We start from the raw sequence: 21,918 nt of genomic DNA, 5'->3' as shown, positions 1-21,918 counted from the left end.
AATCTGCTCTCGCCCTGTCGCCGGACGTTACAAGACCGGATGACAGGGTATTTCTATAGAAAAAGGGGGCAGGTGTATGATTACGTGGAGAGAAGAACGACAGCTCGATATTCCGATTGAAGAAGCATGGCACTTGTTTGATCACACGCGACTGCAGCGTTTGATTCCAAATGTCGTCCAGCACGAGGTGATTGAACGAAAACCGGGTGTCGTCGGTTCGACCTATCGCCAAACGTATATGCAGGGCAATCGACTCGAAACCTATATCGTGACCGATTTAGCCTATACGAACGAGCCGGACTTCAAGCAAAATACGATTGGATTCACATTGGCTAAAATATTCAAGATCGAGATGACCTTTACGCTCAAACCGATCGACCATGATCGCTGTCTGTTGATCTATACGGGAAAAAATGAGGGGGCGAACTTTGTTGGAAAAAGTCTCTTGTCACTCGGTGGCGAGCGGGAGAACGAGAAAATCGTTCATGGACTGCTGCAACGTGTGGAAGAAGAGGCAGCAAAACAAAAGAAGAACAACGCATAAAAAAACGGATTCCCGCGCTTGGGAATCCGTTTTTAGTATCTTATCGATGCGTATACGATTTATGACCGCTCGGTAAACCAGAGAGGTAACCGACACCACCTGTTTTTTGAATCCCGATGCCGTCTTTCATCGCTTGTTCGAGCGCTTTTGGATCGACGGCCGTGATTTGTTTCCCTGTCAATGCTTCACCTGGGTGCTGGTAGTTGCTCAAGAGATAGCTATACCCACCAACATGATCGAGTGAACGGAGACCAGTTGCTTCCGCTCCGACTGGAACGGACAGAATCCGTGAAAGCTTCTTCGTCTTCAGATTATAGGCCCAAACGAAGTTATTCGTATGCAAGGAGCTATCTTCACCGATAAAGAGCGTATTAGATGTCGCGGAATAAGCGAGGTTATCTGGATTCGCGACGAGATCCGGATTCGCTGTGTTGCCGTAAGCATCCGGCTTCTTCAAATCTTCACCAATGACGAGTGCCTGCATATTCGTTGGTACGTAACGGCTGTCGATGCCTGTTGCACGGCCAAGATCGATTTCGAATGTTGCACCCGATTCGCGTTTTTCAAGCTGGATGTCGTCTTGGACAGCACCTTCTTGTTTTTCGGTACTGCCTGACACATAAGACAAGGCGATGTAGGCTTTTTTGTCTTGCTCGTTGACCGTGATGCCTTCCATCTTGTTGAATTCTGATGTTGCGCCAAGCAACGCACCATAACGGCGTGATTCAAGGAAGGCAGCTTCTTTTTCCTTACCAGGCTTGAGCTTCAAGTATTCGACTTTTTTGCTAGCAGCTGTTTTGACCGCTTTAAAGCCCGGAGTTGGCGCATCGGCTGTCTCAAAGATGTCGCTGAACTTCGTCCCTTTATCAATCAAGCGTTTGACTTCTTTATCGGAAGCATGACCAAGCTTGATCCATTCGAGATCACCCGCTCCGCCTTCTGTTGCGCGTGTTTGTTTGAACTTCGCCGCGTAAAGTGTTCCTTTTGAGAAATCACGTTTTTTGTCCGCGACGTACATGAACATCATCGTATTGTTTCCGTCGTCACCGAAGATCGCTGTCTTTTGATCCGGCAGAATCTGCATCATCTCGTGCGAGAAACGACCTGTACTGTAGTGTTTGACTGCTGTCGCTTTCCCTTTTCGGTCGACCGAGATTTCCGGTGTGAAGCCGTAGAAGTAAGGATTCGCTTTTTCGGTCGTTCCGAAATAACGCTCAGCGAAGGCATTTACTTCTTTATAAGCAGTTGACGTTTTGTCTGACTCAAACGCACGGGCATCTGGTTCATATTCCTCTGACCCAAGGTGCGTTCCCCATGGCGTCGTCGAACCGTTACATGGTGTCCAGAGTCCATTGACGTTTTCAAAATCAATCTTGCTGGCTTTTTTGACAGCAAGTTTCCCTGTCTTTTTATCTTGTACGACTTCCGTTAATGTCATCGATGCTGGAAGTCCCTTGACTTCATTACCAGCGTTATCGATCGAGTCATACTCGAAGTGAGAGACCATGTATTTTTTTCCGTGCACTTCAAGCAAACTATTCGAGTCTGGTGCATCTGAGACGAAGGCTTCCGGTTTGTCCGGTACACTGCGGTCGATGATCGGATTACCTTTAGCATCGATTGGTGTCCCTGCTGCAATCATCTCTCCTTTGTTTTCGACGATTTTATCTTGCGACAGGAACAGTTGATTATAGTTCAACGGTTTCACTTCTGTTTTACCGTTCGTATAGGTGACTTTAACTTTTGCTTCTGTATAGGTTTTTACCATCTGATCGATTTTCGTCGGTGCATCCATCGACAAGAATTCGACCTTCTTGATGTTGCGTGTACTATGAGAAGAGCTATGGGCATCCGCGAACATCGGGACCATACTTGATGACAAGACCGCTGCTGATAGACCAACCATGAGTGTTCGTTTCATTTTCGTTTCCCCCAAATGAGTTTGTGTTGTTGCTACATTTCCATTTAATCAGTCGATTATGTAGGGGGTGTAAAGAAACTTGGTCAGTTTTATCTCACTTAGTTAATGTTTTCTTTACAGTAAGGTCAGCAAACGAGCAATCTGTGGATCATCGTGAAGTTCCTTTAATGGTCGGAAACGGACGGTTCGTAATTCTTGTTGGTCAAATGGGAGTTCGGGATCAATCCCGAGTTGAGGTGCAGAACTGCCTAAGGCACGTCGGACGAGAAAGCATGTCTCTGTTCCTTGATCAATTGAAATCTCGTAGAGTTGCCGTTCAATCGTGACGTGAAGATGCGTCTCTTCTAACACTTCGCGCACGACGGCTTGTTCTTTTGTTTCGCCACTCTCGACACCTCCGCCCGGTAACGTCCAAAATGTCCGGGAAGGCGTGTGTAATTCGACCATTAGAATCTGTTGTTCTTCGATCAACGCAGCGCATACGCGGTGCCTCATGTCGCATTCCTCCTTCAACGTGTTCAAAAAAGAGACCGAAACGACAGTTCCGGTCTCCTCAAAATCATTGCGCGTATAACGCTGTTAGTTGCTGTTGGATCGTATCATTGTTCAAGTACTCATCGTATGTCGTTTCTTTATCGACGATACCGTTCGGCGTCAACTCGATGATCCGGTTCGCGATTGTTTCGACGAACTGATGGTCATGCGAGCTGAAGAGCATCGCGCCTTTGTAAGCAATCAAGCCATCGTTGAGTGCTGTGATCGATTCGAGATCCAAGTGGTTCGTTGGATCGTCGAGGACGAGGACGTTAGCACCGCTGAGCATTGCTTTTGAAAGCATACAACGGACTTTTTCGCCCCCAGATAAGACAGAAGCTTTTTTCATGACTTCTTCTCCTGAGAAGAGCATCCGACCGAGGAATCCACGGAGGAACGTATCGCTCTCATCTGCCGGTGAGTACTGACGGAGCCAATCGAGGATCGTCTTGTCCGAGCCTTCGAAGAATTCCGAGTTATCTTTTGGCAAGTACGACTGCGAAGTCGTGACGCCCCATTTGAACGTACCGCTATCCGGTTCCATCTCACCCATAAGGATCTTGAAGAGAGTCGTGATTGCGATATCGCTCTGACTGATGAACGCGACCTTATCCGTCTTGTTCAACGAGAAGCGGACGTTATCAAGGACTTTGACACCATCGATCGTCTTCGAGATGCCGTCGACCATCAAGAGGTCATTTCCGATTTCACGTTCCGGTGTGAAACCAACGAACGGATAACGGCGTGACGATGGACGAATGTCGTCGAGTGTGATTTTATCAAGCAATTTCTTCCGCGACGTCGCTTGTTTCGCTTTTGAAGCGTTTGAGCTGAAACGCGCGATGAAGGCTTGAAGTTCTTTGATTTTCTCTTCTTTTTTCTTGTTTTGGTCACTTGCCATACGCGAAGCAAGCTGACTTGACTCGTACCAGAAATCGTAGTTTCCGATATACAGTTGAATCTTACCGTAATCGAGATCCGCCATGTGCGTACAGACGTTGTTCAAGAAGTGACGGTCGTGGGAAATGACAATGACCGTGTTCTCGAATCCGATCAAGAATTCTTCGAGCCATTTGACGGCTTTCAAATCAAGTCCGTTCGTCGGCTCATCGAGTAAGAGAATGTCTGGTTTACCGAACAACGCTTGCGCAAGCAAAACTTTGACCTTTTCCGATCCTGTCAGCTCAGCCATCGTCTTCGAGTGAAGGTCTTCCTTGATGCCGAGTCCTTGAAGAAGCATTGCGGCTTCCGACTCCGCTTCCCAACCATTCATCTCAGCGAATTCACCTTCGAGTTCAGCAGCACGCATGCCGTCTTCGTCCGAGAAATCTTCTTTCATATAGATGGCATCTTTTTCTTTCATGACTTCATAGAGACGTTTGTGTCCCATCATGACCGTTTCGATGACTTGGAATTCTTCGTATTCGTAATGGTTCTGACGGAGAACGCCTAAACGTTCGCCTGGTGTGATGATGACATCGCCTTGTTGTGCTTCGATGTCACCAGCGAGAATTTTCAAGAATGTCGATTTACCAGCGCCATTTGCACCGATCAGACCGTAACAGTTACCTGGTGTGAACTTAATGTTGACGTCTTCGAATAATTTTCGATCTGCAAAGCGAAGACCGACGTTTTGTACTGTAATCATATAGAGATGAACCCTCGTTTCTAGTAAGTGATGTGCTCATTCGAGTGTACCACAAATCGTGATCTGTCGTAGAGCAGGCAAAGTTCCCTCCATATTAGGACAGAAATTAAAAATAAGCAACCGGACATTTAAAAAAATGAAACATTTTCCAGATGGATACGTAGAACAAAGTAAGGAATTCGTTAGAGGAGGGGTTAGATGGCCATCTTTTTCACATTATTGTTTTTCGCCCTCATCGTTTTGCTTGGCATGGAACTCTACCGCTATATCCAAGAAAAGATCGATAAAGGAGATTCAGAATGAGAGAAATCAAACCGAAGAAAAAAATTCGCCCATCGATGATCATCGCAGGTGTGCTCGTACTAGCGTTGCTTGCAACAACACCGTTCATCGTTGAACAAATCGAACCTGGACAAGTTGGGGTCGTCTATACACCGTCAAGCGGTGTCAAAGATGAGACGTTATCGCAAGGCTGGCATGTCGTTTCACCGATCACACGGGTGACGGAGTATCCGATCCGGACACAGACGAAGTCGCTTGAGAACATGACACTTGCGACCAAGGACGGAAAGAACATCGTCGTCGACTTTACATATAGCTTCTCCGTCTCGCCGGATAAGGTGACGAAAGTCTTCAATAAGTTCGGACCGATTGAAATCGATGAGATCGCAAAAGGATATCTGAAACAACGTCTCTATGATGCATCGCGTGAGCAAATCTCGAAAGTCACCGTCCTTGAACTATTCGGTGAAAAATCAGGGAATGTCTCAACGAGCATTCAAACGCAGTTTGCAGAAGACGTCAAGGACATCGGTTTCATCATCGAGGATGTCGCACTCGGTGCACCGAAACCAGATGAAAAGACACAGGAAGCGATCGATGCGCGTGTCAAAGCGTCGCAGGAACTCGATAAAAAGAAGACGGATCTTGAAATCGCTAAAGCAGAAGCAGAGCGTCTTCGCGTAGAAGCAAAAGGAGCAGCTGATGCCCGTTTGATCGAAGCTCAAGGGTTGGCAAAAGCTCAAAAAGAACTACAGAAGACATTGACGGAAGAAATGATTCAATACGAAGCCGTCAAGAAGTGGGACGGGAAGTCACCACTCGTCAGTGGATCGGGGAGTATGGTTCAATTACCGATTCCAGATGCTACAACAGAAGAAAAGAAATAAAGTAGACCTAATTTATAGGTCTATTTTTTATGCTGTAATAATAAATCAGTAGATTAAAGATAGATGTATTATTTAATTTTAGTATAGAGATAAAAAAACTTTTATTTTATATCTTTTAAATGTAAAATTTATGGTTTAATTCCCTTATTTAGAAGGGAAACGAACGTAAAAGAGGATTATTCAATTGAAAATAAGTATCAAAAAATAGGGGGGGATAATTTTTGTATAAAAATCGATCACCAAATACATTTATTATCTTCATGATTCTATTTGCGACAAGTTTTTCGATTCCGCACAGTCATGCGACGACCGACGAGCTAGAAATACCAGACCCTTTGACGTCATCGTTTTGTGAAAAGACGTTGAATGATCCAATGAAAGAGAACTTGCTAAAAAAAGAAGAACGGATCCAATGCGAAGAACTCTTGGAACTAGAGCAGATATCCTCACCTGAGAGCGAAAATCCACTAACATCCGAGACAACCCCACCTGAGAGCGAAAATCCACTAACATCCGAGACAACCCCACCTGAGAGTGAAGACCCACCAACATCCGAGACAACTCCCCCTGAGAGTGAAGACCCACCGACATCTGAGACAACCCCACCTGAGAGCGAAGAACCACCGACATCTGAGACAACCCCATCTGAAAGCGAAGACAAACCGACATCGGAGACATCGACACCTGAGAGTGAAGACCCACCAACATCCGAGACAACCCCACCTGAGAGTGAAGATCCACCGACATCTGAGACTTCGTCAACTGAAGAAGATGAAACAATAGTAATTGAGCAACCTCAGTCAGATGATAACGAAGAAAGTACACCTAATTCTGAAACATCGAAGTCAGACAAAGGAAAAAATACAGCAGTTCCTAACTTACTTTCCATAAGCTTATTAGGTACTTCAAGCTTAAGTGCAAGTTATCAAGAGGTTCAAATTGAAAATGACGGTACTAGAAAAACGATTGAATTAACGAATCGATTTTCCGCATTTCTAGGATTGGGGCTTTCTAATAAACAATATATTGTTTTTATCATTCCACCAAGTATCATGGATAAAATTAAAGCAGAGAGTGTTTATTTAGAATATTCCAAGTCGGGAAATATTGTTAAAAAGGAAAGTGTTACCATTGATAAAACAAATAATTTGATTTATTGGAATACGTCTTCGATTATTTCAGTAGGGTTGCTAGGGTTATTAAACAATATCGAATATAAACTTGTTTTCGAAATAAATAATTTACCTATCAATTCTACAAATCAATACACTTTCAAAAGTGCTGTCATCGATGAAGCGATTGATTTAAATATTTTAAGTAATAGTACAGCATCAGCAGATTTAATGATTGGCTCAACACTTCGTTTGACGACTCCGACCACTCTTGATTTTGGTAGTCATGAGTTGACGGGGCGAGAGAAGATTATTCCTCGTGTATCCCCAATGACGATTGCGATTTCTCACGAAAATGCCACAGGATATAACTGGAAGTTACAAGCGAGTCTCAGTCGCCCTTTGACGAGTACGACAGGTGATGTCTTAACCGATGTTCTTTATTTTAAGACCGCTTCGAAAACCCAATTACTGCAAACAACCGCAATTGAAGTGGCTACGGGAACGATGTCGGCGAGTTCAAATCAGACACCGTTGACGTACGCTGAAAATGAAGGCATCGTTCTCGATTTAACAGGAAAATATCCGAAACCTTTATCGTATAGCGCAGACATTCAATGGAGTTTAGTCGATGCACCGTGAAAAGGGGAGAACAAAGATGAAAAAACGCTTTGCTTTTTCAACGATCTTGATAAGTACTGCTTTAATATTAGGAACGACCTCTGCGTGGGCTGCGAATACCTCAACGGGAACATCCAAGGCTGAAATCACATTTACGACGAATGCAGCACCGATCATCGTCGATCCAGACTCACCTAATCCGAATACTCCCTATAGACCTCAGGATAACGGAGGAAATACGCCAACCGGAAACACAGGACCACTCACACTCGATTATGCACCTAACTTCAATTTTGGCTCGAACGAAGTACTTGTTAATAAAGCACTCTTCAAAGCAAAAGATCAAAAGCCCTTTTTACAAGTAACGGATCGACGTATTCTCCCTACGAAATGGGATGTTAAAGTAAAACTCAGTACCTTTAAAGATAGCGGTGGGAAAGATTCCTTGGCTGGATCCACGTTGACGATCGATGCGGGTGATGTACAAACCTTGATTGGATTACCAATTAATGCAGCACCTACGACAGGAAATGTTACCTTAACACCTGGAAATCCGGGAGATGCAAAAGTTATTTTAGCATCAGCTGCTGGAACGTTTTCAACGTGGCAAATTTATTGGAAGGGAAACGGGACAGATAACGATCGCATTACGCTGAACGTTCCTGTCGGTGTTCAAGTCGAAGGAAAACATACCGCTACGCTCGATTGGACGCTCTCTGACGTCGTGAATTGATGAGAAAATGGGGGGAGAGAGATGAAACGATGGGGAGTCGGTTGTCTAATCGTTTTGCTTTATGGATTACTTGTCTGGATGACACCTTCAGACAGTTTTGCAGAAGATCGTGTTAATTTTTCGGTCGAAGCGGTTCCGAATGCGTATCAGGTCGATTCCGGTGTAACCTATTTCGATTTAAGGATGCCAGCGCAACAAAAGACGAATCTTCAAGTTCGAATCTATAATCACGGACCCGCTGATCATACGTTTTTAACTTCAATCCGAAATGCCACAACGAATAATAACGGTTTGATCGTCTATGATCAGAAAAAATCCGTTCCATTAGCGTCGACTTCGTTGACGGATCTCATTAAACCGAATACGCAATCAACATTCATTAAAGGCGGAGAGTCGAAAATCGTTTCTTTACCACTTGAAGTGTCAAATGAGTTGGATGGGACATTGCTTGCCGGTATTCGGATTGAGAGCAAGCCGGAAGGTGAAACGACTAACGACAATACCATCGGCATTCAAAATCGTCATGCCTACGTCATTGGATTAAAAGTTCGTTCTTCAATCAAAGAGACTGCACCCGTCATCACATATGAGGGGGTGCAGGCAAAGTCCTCTTTTTCAAGACCTACTGTTTTCGTTAAATTAGCAAATCAAGCACCGACCATTAGTAAAACGATGAAATTCGAAGCGATCGTCACGAAAGGAAAAAAAGTCGTGGTTCGAAAACAAATGGACGTTCGATTCGCACCATCGATTTATATGAAAACACCGATTGAAACGACAGGAATCTTAGAACCCGGCACGTATCACATTAAGATCCGCGTTAAGGGAGAAGGCAAGACGTGGAAGTGGAAAGACAGCTTTAAGATTACGAAGCGTCAAGCGAATCAGATGAAAGAGCAGATACCCAATCGGGATATCGAAAAAAATTCGAACTCCTTTGTCGGAGAATGGTCAAAGGAACTTATGATGGCATCGACCTTAATCATCTTTTTATTAATCGGTTATATCTACCGTTTGAAAAAACAGCAACGCCAAGCATAAAAAAAGCAGATTCTCAGCGCTGAGAATCTGCTTTTTGATTAGCGAGCGGCTTGTTCAAACCCTTGAACAATAGCGATGATGACTTGCGTCGCTTTTACCATGTTATCAACGGAGATGAATTCAAACTTGCCGTGATAGTTCTCGCCACCTGTAAAGATGTTCGGTGTCGGAAGACCCATGTACGAAAGTTGTGATCCATCCGTTCCACCACGGATCGGCTTAATGATTGGCTGGATATCAAGAGATTCCATCGCGGCATGAGCGATATCAACGATGTGCATGTGAGGTTCGATTTTTTCACGCATGTTGTAGTACTGGTCATGCAAGTCGATTTCAACGCTGCCTGCTCCATACTTTTTGTTCCACTCCTCAACGAGAGCAGATAAGAAGTGTTTCCGTCCTTCAAATGCTTCACGATCGAAATCACGAATGATGTAGTCGAGCGTCGTTTTTTCAACAGAACCGTCAAACGAAATCAGATGGAAGAATCCTTCAAAACCATCTGTGAATTCAGGAGACTCTTCTCCAGGAAGACGATCGTGAAATGCCATCGCATGTTTCTGCGAATTGACCATCTTGTCTTTTGCTGTTCCCGGGTGAACGTTCGTTCCGTGGAAAACGATTTTAGCAGCCGCTGCATTGAAACTCTCGTATTCGAGTTCACCCAGCGGACCGCCGTCGACTGTATAAGCATACGTTGCATCGAATGCTTCGACATTGAAATGATGTGGTCCACGACCAATTTCTTCATCTGGCGTAAAGGCAACACGAATGCGACCATGTTTGATTTCCGGATGTGAAATCAAATGGTGCATGGCTGTCATGATTTCTGCGATTCCGGCTTTATTGTCGGCACCGAGTAATGTCGCACCATCTGTCGTCATCAATGTATGACCGATATAGTTGTGAAGTGCAGGAAAATCAGTGGGCGATAGGATGACAGACGGTGCTTCACGCAACGTGATCGGATTTCCGTCATATGCTTCCACGAGTTGCGGACGGACATTCGTGCCCGTGAAATCAGTCGCTGTATCCAGGTGAGCAAGAAAACCAATTGTCGGAATGTCTGCATCTGTATTAGCAGGTAACGTCGCCATGACATACCCATTGTCATCGACTGTGACTTCCTCCATACCGATTGCATTTAATTCTTCTACAAGCAAACGAGCCAGTGTCCATTGTCCTTCAGTTGTTGGAACAGTCGTACTCTCGTAGTTCGATTGTGTATCGATTTTCACGTATGTAGTTAGACGATCAATCAATTCTTGTTTCAAATCAAAAACGTCCCTTCTCGTCATAAGATACCTTCATCATAGCATGAAGACCTAATGTGAGAGAATTCTGAATCATGATAGACTAATAATGAAAAAGGGGGAATTCTTCATGAGAGCATTCGTAGTCGATCAGTACGGAAAAGACGCATCACTTATAGAAAAAGACGTCACACCTGAAAAAGCGGGGAAGTACGAATTACGCATTCAAGTCGAGGGGTCGAGTATCAATCCACTTGATACGAAGATGTTCTTCGGACACGTGGCAGCAGCATCGACGACTGGAATTCTCCAGGGCGATGTAACAGGGAGAGTCATTGAAATCGGCGAGGGTGTGACGTCTTTTTCTATCGGCGATCGCATCGTCGCATTCGGCGGTGGGCTTGGAACACGTGCTGGTGCGCTAGCGGAGGAAATGCTTGTGCCCGAACAGATGGCAGTCTTACGACCAAAAGAGGTCTCAGCTGAGATTGCTGGTTGTTTACCGGTGATCGGGTTAACGGCGATGGAGATTTTAAAAGAACGGATCGTAATTACACCAGGAATCCGTGTGTATGTAGCAGGTGGAACGGGCGGAGTGGGACACCTGACTGTTCAACTCGCGCGTCATTATGGGTGCGACGTCACAGCGAGCGCCTCTTCGGACGAGAAGGCAGCTTGGTTAGAAGCGAGAGGGATTCGCGTTCATCGGTATAAGGAAGAATCAGCTGAAGCATTGCTCAAACGACTGGATTTTGACGGATTCGATGTCATCATTGATACGGTGGGTGGCGATCATTTACAAGAATCGTTCATACTCGCTAAAGAACGCGGACGCATCATTTCGATCGCGACACGGACGACACAAGATTTAACGATGATGCATAGTAAAGCCTTATCACTTGAGGCTGTGTTCGTCGCACTTCCTTTGCTAAAAGGAAAAGTAGATGAGATGAAGCGACAGCAACATCACTTAGCAGAACTTATTCATTTAGTGAAAGAAGGCACAATCGAGATTCGGATCGAAGAGCAGATTCCTTATGAGCGCGATGTGTTAAATGATCTCTACCAACGATTTGATCAAACATCACATTTTGGTAAAGTGAGTGTGCGTCCAAGTCTTAAAAAATGATTCTTCATTTATTTTACATTTCCTGTTAAAAACATAAAAAATCCGCTACTGAAATTTTCGGTAGCGGATTTTTTAAATAATACGTCATTTGCGACGAATGAGAATACTTTTTTGAGCGAGTTGCGGCATAGAAGGAGGAGTCGGGAAATCTTTCTGCTCCGGTTGCTCCCATACGACTTCAAATTTTTGACGCAACTTGTTGAATGCTTGCTCAACAGCTTTTTTCAATTGTAACGCATCAAGAGCAGGGCTATCTGTCGTGATCGCAAGGAGTCCTCCACGATTCGTCAGATGAATGACTTTTTGGATCCAAGGAGAAAGATCCTGTTCCGTTCGAAACTGACGCGTCCGTGTATTGACGTGTACCGGCGGATGGAACAAGACGACGTCAAAACGAGTCTTCTTATCCGCTTGTTCGATATAGTCGAACGCATCTTGAACCAAAAGTATCTGTTCTTCAGGAGTAAAATGGTTCAACGTAAGATTATCTGTCGTCTTATTTCGACTACGTGTCGAGAAATCAACGCTCGTCGTGTGAGTAGCATGACCATGAAGTGCAGATACTGTCAAAGTTCCTGTATCAGAAAAGAGATTCAGTACGTTCTTTTCTTTAACTGAATCCATCAGAACTTTACGAAGTTCGCGTTGCGCGATATCGAAGCCAGTCCGCATGCCAGCGTCAAGGTCGTATGCATACCGTGCACCATGTTCCTGCAGCATTTCTGGAAAATCACCGCGTTCACCCATTAAAAAATCGTCGCCTTTGACGGGTTGAAGATCGATAAGAAAATCTCGTTTTTCATAAATGCTCTTATAGTGAACGAGCGATTCAAGCGCCTCGAGAATCATCGGGCGAAAAGTATAGATGCCTTCATTTTCGAAGAGGATGAGGTAATGATGGTCATAACAATCAATCGTCAGTCCACCAATACCATCACCCGCACCATTAAAAATACGGAAAGCTTCGGACTCTTCTTCAAAAAAGTCGTTTCTTTTGTCTAGAGCTTGTTCGAAAAGGCGTTTGAAGAAAGCAACATCGATCGTGTCTTGTTCATCCATCGAGAGTGTCCAACCGACACCCTTTTCTTGCTTGCCAAAATAGCCAGTTGCAAGGTATTCTTTATGTTCTGTCATCAGATGAAGCAGTCCACCTGCTTCTTTAATATGTTGCAAGGATTCAAACATTTCTTTACGTAACGCGGGATAACCGCTTCGAATCAATTCAATCCATTCGGATTTGACGACGATCGGATAGAGTTCACGGGGCATCTAATTTCCTCATTTCTACTTGTGGATAAGTGTGATTAGTATATCATAAACAGAGTTATCCACATGTGGATAACTTGATATAAATAAAACCGTTAATCCTTATGTAAGTAAAAGGACTAACGGTTTTTGTTATGATAAGCAAAGAACTGAAAAATCTACAGTGATTTGGAGTGAAACATAAAAATGAAAAAACATATTCAAGTCGTAGGGGCTGTCATTCGCAATGATCATAATGAAATATTGTGTGCACTTCGTAGTAGCCAAATGTCATTACCCAACTTATGGGAGTTTCCTGGGGGGAAAATTGAGCTACATGAAACGCCTTCACAGTCTTTAGTTCGCGAGATCAATGAAGAATTAAAATGTAACATTAAGGTCAAACAACCAATCGAAAAAACGACGTACGAGTACGATGCTATTATTGTTACACTGCATACGTTTGAAGCTGAAATCGTAACAGGAGAACCGATTGCCGTAGAACATGCAGAGCTTCGCTGGGTATCTGTTTCAGACCTTGATCAGCTTGAATGGGCTCCTGCTGATATTCCTGCAGTTGAGTACATTAAGAAAGAGTTTGCCACTCCTTAAACAGTTCAATTGATAGTGGAGAATGAAGTGACCAAGTCACACTAATCGGTTTAGAACCTGTACTTTGAAGATGCTTTAACTGGCCAAAGTATGTGAACGGTAGCGCTCTTCCTTGTTCTTTATCTGCTTTGCGCATGAACAAATGAATACGAATTCCTTCGCTCTCATGGTTTTGATATAAAGTACCCGCTTTACCTGTAGCGGTTGCATTGCTTTGAGACTGCCAGTGGAAACGATATTGATCTAAGAAATAATCGTTATATTTTAGTTGCTCATCAATGGCTTCATCTTTGTGTAAATTCACGAATAAAATGTAGTCGTCACCAGCTTGAGCTACGCCTTCACGCCAAGAACCTTCCTGACTTGGTGAACATAGGAGACGTTGGATAACAGAACGATTGTATGTTTGATGTAATAGAAACGCCTGATCTTCGATCAACCAATTAATTCGATCTGGTAGTTGGTGAAATGCAAGTAGACCTGCTTGGATAAAATGCATCATATATGAACGTAATTCAGTTAATTGTTGAAGTGCTTGAACGACTGTATTTGAAAAGCGATAGCGTTCTTCTGATACAGCATCTAGCAATTGAATACGATCATTTTTAAACGCAGTAGACCAGCGTTTAAAAAGATGATGAATAATTGGTCGCTTTGAAAAAGAGTGATTCGGTGATAAGGCGAATTCTTTGAAAACTTCTTGTTCAATATCTTGTACTGAAGCAGAGGGGTGATGCAGTAAATGTTTTAAAATTAGTAAGCTGAAGGGCTCACGAATTGGAAATAGTCCTTCGAGCTGTTCAACAATTTTGCGTGTAGTGTCATCGAGCAATAAACGTAGTTCTTCATCGGTAGCATGTTTTTCAAGTTGTTTAAGACGTAATGTACTTCTCCATTGCTGAACAATACTTTCAACAGCTGGCGCCTCTTTATGTGTAACTAAATCATTTAAACTCGGAGGATTTCCGATCATGCGTGTCAGCCTTTGATAACTTTCACGGAGCTTTTTGCTAGCTGAAAACTCTATTTTTTTCATTTGTTCAATAATAAATCTTTCTGTAATTGAATCTAGAATGGCTAAAGAACCTTCCGGTAAAATCGGAAAATGCTGTTTTACAGCAGTAGCAATTTTATAACGATCAATAGAATGAAACGATTGTTGACCAGACAACACAAGCGGTGCAACAAAAGCCTTTTGACTATTTCCGATAAAATCTAAAATCGTAACAAATTCTTTTGAGCTATGTTTACGTAAGCCTCTCCCCAATTGTTGAATAAAAATTGTAGGAGACTCCGTTGGACGTAAAAATAGCATTAGATTGACTTTTGGAATATCGACGCCTTCGTTAAACAAGTCAACTGTAAAAATATATTGCAGTGGATCTTGATCGTCCTCTAGTCGGCAAATGGCCTCTTCGCGTTCATCTTCGGACTGTTTACTTGTAACAGCCATTGCTTCAATCTGATGTCGTTTAAATTCCTGCTCCATAAACTCTGCATGATTAATATTGACGCAGAATCCTAGTCCAACAGCCTGATTACCACTGAACCCAAATTTACGAATCATTTCAACAATATAATCTGTTCGTGTTGATCGTTCGAGTGCAACAACAAGATCTTGTTCTACATAAAATCCGTTTTGTTGAGGAATAAGAGAATAATCAATCGATTCATCATCTTGAATCCCAAAATAATGGAATGGTGAAAGTAAATCTTGTGCTAAGGCATCATACAGACGTACTTCGTAAGCAACATTATAGTCAACAAGCTGAAAGATATTTTGACCATCCATTCGTTCTGGTGTTGCCGTTACGCCAAGCAAAAATTGGGGCTTAAAATAGTTAAGAATGTTTTGGTAAGAAGCAGATGAAGCATGATGGAATTCATCAATGATGATGTAGTCAAACGTATCCTTTAAAAATTGATTAAGATGAACCTCTTTTGAGAGTGTTTGAACGGTAGCGAAGGTAAATTGTGCATCTTGAATTTGTTGTGATCCTGAATATCTACCAAATGTATAACTTTCATTTGAAAAAACTTGCCTAAATGTATGCTCAGCTTGTGATAGTAGCTTTCCACGATGTGCAACAAATAATACTTTTTTAGCGTGAGCTTGACGGACATCAAATGCTGCTAAATACGTTTTCCCTGTTCCTGTTGCCGCAATGACCATTGCTTTTGTTTCTTTTCGCTCGCGCAAACGATTCAGTTCTTCTAAAGCTGGAATCTGCATGAGGTTTGGTTCAATAACGGTGTAATCGACAGCGGGTTCGGCAACTGTATCGCGGATAGAAAATGATCTTATAGGTGGTGTTTCTTGTTGGTACTGTTCGTATTGAACTAATAATTCTTCTGTACATATAGTCGCTTCGTGGCTGTTCCAAAGCTGTTCAAATAAGTTTTTTGCTTGAGTGACTAATGTTGTGACGGGTGTAGAAGGTATACGAATATTCCATTCCATGCCGTTCGTTAAAGCTGATTTTGATAAATTAGAAGATCCAACAATAGCACTATCCAACTGATCAGGACGAGAAAATAAATAGGCTTTCGGATGAAACGCATGATTTTTTTTAATCGGTTCATAAATTTTTACTTCGATATTGCTGAATTCCATCAACTGTCGGATAGCCTTCGCTTCTGTAATATTCATATAGAATGAAGTCAAAATACGAATTGGTTTGTTTTGAGCTTCTGCTTCTTTTAAGGCTGGGACAAGCGTCTGAATTCCAGAATGTCGTGTAAAACTCACCATCCAATCAGCAGCAGATGCTGTCCATAATTCTTGATTGATGTGATGCAATAACTGTTCTTGTTCAAGTTGGCCAGGAGCAATGAGTTCCCAAGCACGCAAAGAATTTTTATATTGTGTAGGTAAAGCATGAGTTGTGCTAGTAGTGAGTTCACGATGAAGCGGCGAGTCGATCGGAGGTTGATTTAAATGCAGGAGCCATTCATTGACCGTTTCAACCATTTGATCAGGTTTATCTTGTTTTTGTAAATGGTCTAAAGATTGATATAGTACTTGATTAAGGTGCGTAAGTAATTCTGTTGTGTAGTCATGTGCTGGTACAGAGACACTTGTTGTATCGGATTGTGAGTTAGCTTCAGTTGAAGAACGTAGTGTTTCATAATAAGACATGGTTATCCTCCGAATGATATTAAATGGTATTTATAATAAGTAAATCATCAATAATATACCAATAAATAGCTAAATAAAGTAAAAAATCATCATTTAACTAAAAAGTTAAACGATGATTTTAGTTTGTTAATTTGAGACTCGCTCCACAACAGCCTCAAGCGATACTTTAACATTACCAGCCAGTGCCCGCGTAATCATACACGAACTTTCCGCTTTTTCAGCAAGACGTTGCGCCTTCTCCAGATCACGATCCGACAGATCGGATGGCAATAAGAGTTTCGGACGATGAATGATCGCGTCGTATGTGAAGACACCGTTCGTGACATCGACGATGCCTTCAGATTCCATCGTTAACGAGACTTTTGGAATGTGACTACGCTCAAGCATCGCGGCAAGCGTGATGATATAGCACGTAGCAGCAGCCCCAAGTAACATCTCATCTGGATTCGTACCAACCCCTGGACCATCCATGGCGTCCGGAATTGAGATTTTTGTTTTTAGTTCACCCGTCTCGATTTGACCGACATCATTGCGATTGCCCGGCCAGTCTGCGGTTAAATGAAAATGGTGTTTCATGATCAATCGCCTCCATGCCTCCATCATACGAAGTTCAGCATGATTTTTCGCCTATTCTGCTCATGTACATACGAAGAGAACAATCAGCTAAAAATCTGGTCGATTTTTTCGATATCCTCTTGTGACAACTGAACATCTAACGTACGCAACGTATCCGTCACCTGATCCGGTCGTTTCGCACCAGGGATGATGGCATCGATGCCGTCTTGTGCCAAATACCACGCGAGTACGATGTGTGCGACTTCCGCATCATGTGCTTCTGCGATCGGACGTAGTTGATCGACTTTTGCGAGGTTTTCCTCGAAGACATCTTTTTGGAACAAAGGATCGTTTTTTCGTAAATCATCAAACGTCGTCTCTTTTGTATATTTCCCTGCCAATAATCCAGCAGCGAGTGGGAAGTACGGGACGAAGGACATACCGTTCTCAACGATATACGGGAGTAATTCTTTTTCCGCATCCCGTTTGAATAGGTTGTATTCCCCTTGGTAGACGTCGACATGTCCGTCTTTGTTCGCTTCCTTCAGTTGTTCGAGTGAGAAATTCGAGACACCGATTGCGCGAATCTTTCCTTCTTTTTTCAGTTCTGCGAGTGCAGCGACGGCTTCATCCTTTGGTGTTGATTCATCCGGAAAATGAATGTAATACAAATCGATATAGTCTGTCTGAAGACGTTTTAAACTCTCTTCGACCGATTGACGGAGAAAGTCTGGTGAATTGTTCATGACGACGTTTCCGTCAACGAACTGATGCGCACCTTTCGTCGCGAGAACGACATCTTCTCGAGCGACTGTGTCGTTCCAGACCTCACCGACGAGTTCCTCCGAACGTTCTGGTCCGTAGATGAAAGCTGTGTCGAGAAAATTGATTCCTTGCTTCAAAGCGACACGAACGAGATCGCGTCCGGCTTGCTCATCGAGATTCGGATATAAGTTGTGTCCACCGACAGCATTTGTACCGAGACCGATGGGGTGAACGAATAGGTTAGATTGACCAAGTTGAACATGTTTTGTCATGAAAATGACCTCCTTAAACGATATCGAGTGGTTCTTTTTTTGTTGGTGCTGGGAACGCTTGATCAAGTGCAGCGAGCTCTTCCTCTGTTAAATCCAGAAGCGCAGCGCGACCATTGGCTTCGACATGATGTGCCTGACCAGCCTTAGGAATCGCGATGACATCACCTTCACGAATCGCCCATGCAAGTAGAATCTGTGCCGGATCCACACCGTGTGTCTCAGCGAGTTCTTCGACAGTCGGATGATTCAGAAGTTGATCGCGTAATGAACCACCTTCTGCTAGTGGGCAATACGCCATCACTGGAATACCATGCTCACGTAGTAACGGTAATAATTCATACTCGATTCCGCGTGATCCAAGATGATAGAGTACCTGATTGACAGCGCATTGATCACCACCTGGCAGTGCTAACAGTTCCTTCATGTCTGATACGTCAAAGTTCGATACACCCCAACGGCGAATCTTGCCTTCTTGTTTTAAAGCTTCCAGCCCTTCGACCGTTTCTTTGAGTGGAATATCACCACGCCAGTGAAGGAGGTACAAATCGAGATAATCGGTGCCGAGGCGTTCAAGTGTGTTGGAACAAGCCTGCTTTAATGCTTCTCCGCCAGCATGATGCGGATACACTTTCGAGACGAGAAAGACTTCCTCTCGTCGATCTGCAATCGCGTCGCGAATCAATTCTTCAGAAGCACCTTCCCCGTACATCTCTGCCGTATCGATGAGCTCCATTCCACTATCGAGACCTACACGGAGTGCTTCGATTTCTGCTTCGTGCTTTTCCGACTCTTCTCCCATTCGCCATGTGCCTTGTCCGAGTGCCCGAACATGCGTCTGATCGGGAAACGTCACCGTTTTTTGCTTTAATGCAGCAAGTATCAACGTCTTTTCTGTTGCGTTCATCGTTCTTCCTCCTTTAGTAGAGAGACAATAGTAGGGTTTACCACGCGAACTCCGAACAAAAACGTCTTCTTCAATAGAAGGAGACGTCACCAATGCTCAAACAAAGGACCGTGATCACCGAATACAGGATCTTGAGTTGGGCGCATCACCTGACGAATACGTTGAAGATTTTCCGGGCGTTCACTTGTTTGACCTGTCAGCGTATCGTAGTCTTGACCATCCGGATAGGCACCGATCACTCGAAAGTGTCGACTTGTATCAAGTGCTTTATGTCCCGTACCTGCAGGAAGTAAAAGAATATCTCCGCTCGTCAAAGTGAAGGTCTTACCGAGCGGACCACCCAGCTGAACGGTTGCATGCCCTTCAAGAATCCCGATCACTTCATGAGCGATACTATGATAATGATGAAAGTCAAAAATCCCATCCACCCAGCTGTTACGCCAGTCATGTGCATGGAAGGTCTGTTCGATGTGTGATGGCTCTGCAAATGCGTGCCGATAAATCAACACGGGGAATGTCGGGTTGTTCGGAATGTGCCCGTCATCCTCAAAATAAAATACCTCAACGCGCATCTTCGTTGCTCCTTTCTCTGGTGTGGCACAAAGTAATAATTACATCTGTAATTACCCGTAATTAAATATCATCAATCGTCCGAGCATCTTTATGGCGTAACGAATTCGGAGGTGCTAAGATGCTTAAGTTAACGAAATTACAAAGGAGGCTTTCCGATGATCGCCATCGAAGCAAAATTAGAAGTACAACCCGCAAAACGAGAAGAGTTTTTAGCAGCAACTAAAACACTAGTTGCAGGATCACGTGCTGAAGCAGGAAACATCAGCTATGACTTATTCCAAAGCACAGAAGACGAAAATGTCTTCATGATGATTGAAAAATGGGAAGACCAAGCTGCAATCGAAGCACACAACACGAGTGCTCATTTCGGACAATTCGTTGCGTTTGCACAAACGGCTCTTGCTAAACCGTTAGACGTTCAATCGTTCCAAGCATAATCATAAGAGATTGACGTAACACATAAGGAAGGTATTCTAGGTTCGTGACCTAGCATATCTTCCTTTTTTGTTTCATGCGATATGATCGATTAAAGCCTCTATTTAAGTTAGAAGTATTCCACTTTTCTTTTACAATCGTATGACATTTCATTGAAACTGTTAGTTTTTCCCTGATTAGGGCATTATTCTTATAATGACACAAAAAAGGAGGCTTTTATCATGAATGAACGAACGAATGCACCAGAGTCGAAGCGATCATTCTTCAAGATGCCTCATACATATGCCATCATCATGGCGATTCTCGTCATCTCAGTCATCTTGACGTACACACTTCCAGCAGGACAATTCGATCGTGAAAAGCAAGACGGACAGACTGTCGTCATCGACGGTACATATCGCGCGGTAGAGTCTGCACCTGTCAATCTCTTTGGTTTATTTGAAGCAATCCCAAAAGGCATGGAAGCGGGTGCTGCGATCATCTTCTATATCTTTCTTGTCGGTGGTGTCTTCGGCATCATTCGTCAAACCGGCGCCATTGAAGCAGGAATCAATCAATTGATTCGCCGATTCGGTCAAAAAGGGCACATCATGATTCCGATGACGATGTTCGTCTTTTCGATTGCCGGGGCGACGATCGGGATGGCAGAGGAAACGATCATCTTCGTGCCGATTGGGATCATGTTAGCGCGTGCCCTTGGATATGATGCGATGACAGGAGCCGCGATCGTCAGTCTAGGGGCAGCGGTTGGTTTTGCCGGTGGGATGTTGAATCCGTTTACGGTAGGTGTCGCTCAATCAATTGCGGAAGTACCGCTCTTTAGTGGTCTCGTATATCGAACGGCTGTGTATATCGTATTTTTAGCGGTAACGATTCTTTATGTTATGAACTACGCACGGAAAGTCAAACATGATCCGGCGCGCAGTCTGGTTTATGATCTTGAACAACGTCGCTCGGAAGAAGCAGCGACGACAATTTCACGCTTTTCGAAACGTCATGCTTTCGTCTTACTGGTTTTAATCGGTGGAATTACGCTCAATGTGATCGGAATCTTTGAATGGGGATGGTATTTGACGGAATTAACCGCATCCTTCTTGATCATCGGGATGATTGCGGGAATCGTTACGCTTGGTGTAAACGGAACGTTCGAGAGTTTGATTGACGGTGCGAAAGCTGTGACGTTCGGCGCCTTGATTGTTGGGTTTGCTCGAGCAATCGTCGTCATTCTCGAAGAAGGACGTGTTATCGATACGGTCATTTACGGCTTATCGAATGCCGTAGGACATTTACCGACGTTCTTTGCTGTCATCGGGATGTACGCCGTGCAATTGATTACGAATTTCTTCATTCCATCCGGGAGTGGACAAGCGGCAACGACGATGCCCATCATGGCACCATTGTCCGATTTATTAGGGATCGAGCGTCAGGTGGCTGTCTTAGCATTCCAATATGGAGATGGACTGACGAACATGATTTTCCCGACGAGCGCGCATTTGATGGCATTTCTCGCAATTGCAGGCATTCCGTATGAGCAATGGTTACGCTTCGTCTGGAAACTCTTCGCGATCTGGATTGCCTTGGCATGTGCTGCCTTATTACTCGCTGTGACACTTGGTATTCAATGAAGTCGACCTTCCGGACAGGTGTCCGGAAGGTTTTTCAGTTGCAGGAATCGGGAAGCGTTATCACGAACGGAATAGGTAATGACTAAAG

19 protein-coding genes are annotated in these 21,918 nt (G+C 43.8%); 9 read left to right on the top strand and 10 right to left on the bottom strand.

The window, feature by feature from the left end:
* Positions 1-76: 76 nt before the first annotated feature.
* On the top strand, positions 77-544 hold the full coding sequence (locus tag U719_RS15780; protein ID WP_023469781.1) for a hypothetical protein: 468 nt from the start codon (positions 77-79) through the stop codon (positions 542-544).
* 40 nt (positions 545-584) lie between these two features.
* On the opposite strand, the gene U719_RS15775 is transcribed toward U719_RS15780, so the two are convergent.
* The 3 genes from U719_RS15775 to U719_RS15765 form a co-directional block, all read right to left on the bottom strand.
* Positions 585-2,465 carry a PhoX family phosphatase gene (locus tag U719_RS15775; protein ID WP_023469780.1) on the bottom strand — a complete coding sequence of 627 codons (1,881 nt, stop codon included), beginning with the start codon at positions 2,463-2,465 and terminating at the stop codon, positions 585-587.
* Positions 2,466-2,579: 114 nt separating this feature from the next.
* Positions 2,580-2,960 (bottom strand): NUDIX domain-containing protein, encoded by a 381-nt coding sequence (locus U719_RS15770; RefSeq protein ID WP_023469779.1) that lies wholly within the window; start codon positions 2,958-2,960, stop codon positions 2,580-2,582.
* 64 nt (positions 2,961-3,024) lie between these two features.
* Positions 3,025-4,647 (bottom strand): ABC-F family ATP-binding cassette domain-containing protein, encoded by a 1,623-nt coding sequence (locus U719_RS15765; protein WP_023469778.1) that lies wholly within the window; start codon positions 4,645-4,647, stop codon positions 3,025-3,027.
* A gap of 299 nt (positions 4,648-4,946) precedes the next feature.
* Here U719_RS15765 and U719_RS15760 point away from each other — a divergent pair, with 299 nt between their 5' ends.
* The 4 genes from U719_RS15760 to U719_RS15745 all read left to right on the top strand — a co-directional run bounded on the left by U719_RS15760 (position 4,947) and on the right by U719_RS15745 (position 9,323).
* Positions 4,947-5,816, top strand: coding sequence for a prohibitin family protein (locus tag U719_RS15760; RefSeq protein ID WP_023469776.1), 870 nt, complete (start codon positions 4,947-4,949; stop codon positions 5,814-5,816).
* A 260-nt stretch (positions 5,817-6,076) separates the two neighbouring features.
* Positions 6,077-7,570 (top strand): hypothetical protein, encoded by a 1,494-nt coding sequence (locus U719_RS16980; RefSeq protein ID WP_200864051.1) that lies wholly within the window; start codon positions 6,077-6,079, stop codon positions 7,568-7,570.
* A gap of 16 nt (positions 7,571-7,586) precedes the next feature.
* A complete protein-coding gene (locus tag U719_RS15750; protein WP_023469774.1) occupies positions 7,587-8,282 on the top strand; it encodes a WxL domain-containing protein in 696 nt (231 codons plus the stop codon).
* Positions 8,283-8,303: 21 nt separating this feature from the next.
* The gene (locus U719_RS15745; RefSeq protein WP_023469773.1) at positions 8,304-9,323 is read left to right on the top strand and encodes a DUF916 and DUF3324 domain-containing protein; all 1,020 of its coding nucleotides are present in this window, start codon (positions 8,304-8,306) and stop codon (positions 9,321-9,323) included.
* Between the two features lie 38 nt (positions 9,324-9,361).
* Here U719_RS15745 and pepT read toward each other — a convergent pair whose 3' ends face one another.
* Positions 9,362-10,597, bottom strand: coding sequence for a peptidase T (gene pepT / locus U719_RS15740; protein WP_023469772.1), 1,236 nt, complete (start codon positions 10,595-10,597; stop codon positions 9,362-9,364).
* A gap of 109 nt (positions 10,598-10,706) precedes the next feature.
* Between pepT and U719_RS15735 the strand changes: the two genes are divergently transcribed.
* The gene (locus U719_RS15735) at positions 10,707-11,705 is read left to right on the top strand and encodes a zinc-binding dehydrogenase (RefSeq protein WP_023469771.1); all 999 of its coding nucleotides are present in this window, start codon (positions 10,707-10,709) and stop codon (positions 11,703-11,705) included.
* A gap of 84 nt (positions 11,706-11,789) precedes the next feature.
* Here U719_RS15735 and U719_RS15730 read toward each other — a convergent pair whose 3' ends face one another.
* Positions 11,790-12,974: a class I SAM-dependent rRNA methyltransferase gene (locus tag U719_RS15730; RefSeq protein WP_023469770.1), complete on the bottom strand. Its 1,185-nt coding sequence runs from the start codon at positions 12,972-12,974 to the stop codon at positions 11,790-11,792.
* Between the two features lie 183 nt (positions 12,975-13,157).
* On the opposite strand from U719_RS15730, the gene mutT reads away from it, so the two are divergent.
* The gene (mutT, locus tag U719_RS15725) at positions 13,158-13,562 is read left to right on the top strand and encodes an 8-oxo-dGTP diphosphatase MutT (protein ID WP_023469769.1); all 405 of its coding nucleotides are present in this window, start codon (positions 13,158-13,160) and stop codon (positions 13,560-13,562) included.
* On the opposite strand, the gene U719_RS15720 is transcribed toward mutT, so the two are convergent.
* The 5 genes from U719_RS15720 to U719_RS15700 form a co-directional block, all read right to left on the bottom strand.
* Positions 13,537-16,701 carry a DUF3427 domain-containing protein gene (locus tag U719_RS15720; RefSeq protein WP_023469768.1) on the bottom strand — a complete coding sequence of 1,055 codons (3,165 nt, stop codon included), beginning with the start codon at positions 16,699-16,701 and terminating at the stop codon, positions 13,537-13,539. The two genes, mutT and U719_RS15720, sit on opposite strands and share 26 nt — an antisense overlap.
* Positions 16,702-16,827: 126 nt before the next feature.
* Positions 16,828-17,277, bottom strand: a complete 450-nt coding sequence (locus tag U719_RS15715) for an OsmC family protein (protein WP_023469767.1) — start codon at positions 17,275-17,277, stop codon at positions 16,828-16,830.
* 83 nt (positions 17,278-17,360) lie between these two features.
* Positions 17,361-18,293 carry an aldo/keto reductase gene (locus U719_RS15710; RefSeq protein ID WP_023469766.1) on the bottom strand — a complete coding sequence of 311 codons (933 nt, stop codon included), beginning with the start codon at positions 18,291-18,293 and terminating at the stop codon, positions 17,361-17,363.
* Positions 18,294-18,306: 13 nt separating this feature from the next.
* Positions 18,307-19,197, bottom strand: a complete 891-nt coding sequence (locus tag U719_RS15705) for an aldo/keto reductase (RefSeq protein ID WP_023469765.1) — start codon at positions 19,195-19,197, stop codon at positions 18,307-18,309.
* Positions 19,198-19,283: 86 nt separating this feature from the next.
* The gene (locus U719_RS15700; RefSeq protein ID WP_023469764.1) at positions 19,284-19,769 is read right to left on the bottom strand and encodes a cupin domain-containing protein; all 486 of its coding nucleotides are present in this window, start codon (positions 19,767-19,769) and stop codon (positions 19,284-19,286) included.
* A 156-nt stretch (positions 19,770-19,925) separates the two neighbouring features.
* Between U719_RS15700 and U719_RS15695 the strand changes: the two genes are divergently transcribed.
* Positions 19,926-20,207: a putative quinol monooxygenase gene (locus U719_RS15695; protein WP_023469763.1), complete on the top strand. Its 282-nt coding sequence runs from the start codon at positions 19,926-19,928 to the stop codon at positions 20,205-20,207.
* A gap of 219 nt (positions 20,208-20,426) precedes the next feature.
* Positions 20,427-21,830 carry a YfcC family protein gene (locus tag U719_RS15690; RefSeq protein ID WP_023469762.1) on the top strand — a complete coding sequence of 468 codons (1,404 nt, stop codon included), beginning with the start codon at positions 20,427-20,429 and terminating at the stop codon, positions 21,828-21,830.
* Positions 21,831-21,918 lie beyond the last annotated feature (88 nt).

The organism is Exiguobacterium sp. MH3 (assembly GCF_000496635.1).
GTDB lineage: Bacteria > Bacillota > Bacilli > Exiguobacteriales > Exiguobacteriaceae > Exiguobacterium_A > Exiguobacterium_A indicum.
The sequence above is the reverse complement of the archived record's forward strand: the minus strand, read 5'-3'. Positions and strand labels throughout refer to the sequence as shown.